The following is a 493-nucleotide window of genomic DNA, read 5'->3' as shown; positions in this document are numbered from 1 at the left end:
CAACCAGGTAACGGTCAATAAAGTTCGTCGGACCGAGGACGGCGAAATCTCAACAAGGATAGAAAATGACGGAGCGGAAAAAGAAAATTTAGCGCTTGTCGGATACTATTCGACGCTAAGCAAAGCTCTGAGGGGCATACAGCGTGACTACGTGCTTTCAGATGGCATTGAGATACAAACAGTAGGGGAGTATCGAAAAGCGCTAGAATCGTTCACTAGGACGCTAGAAAACGATTTGGAAATTAAGGAGGAATTTTGATGATTAATAATGTCGTATTAGTCGGACGGCTAACGAAAGATCCAGATTTGCGTTATACCGGCAACGGAACAGCTGTAGCAGCCTTTACTATGGCGGTAGAGCGCAGCTTTAACGGCGCCGATGGACAAAAGCAAACAGACTTTATCAGCTGTGTCGTGTGGCGTAAGCAGGCTGAAACGTTGGCTAATTACACACGTAAAGGCTCGTTGCTAGGCGTCCTTGAACACCTAGCAA

2 protein-coding genes are annotated in these 493 nt (G+C 46.5%); both read left to right on the top strand.

The window, feature by feature from the left end; translation table 11 throughout:
- On the top strand, nt 1-259 hold a 259-nt coding region (locus Q5762_RS37080), incomplete at its 5' end, for a hypothetical protein (RefSeq protein ID WP_315896713.1).
- A partial coding sequence (gene ssb, locus Q5762_RS37075; RefSeq protein WP_315896712.1) for a single-stranded DNA-binding protein occupies nt 259-493 on the top strand: 235 nt, incomplete at its 3' end. The genes Q5762_RS37080 and ssb, both read left to right, overlap by 1 nt.

Origin of the sequence: Streptomyces sp. P9(2023) (genome assembly GCF_032436795.1) — a bacterium.
Taxonomy (GTDB): domain Bacteria; phylum Actinomycetota; class Actinomycetes; order Streptomycetales; family Streptomycetaceae; genus Streptomyces.
The sequence above is the reverse complement of the archived record's forward strand: the minus strand, read 5'-3'. Positions and strand labels throughout refer to the sequence as shown.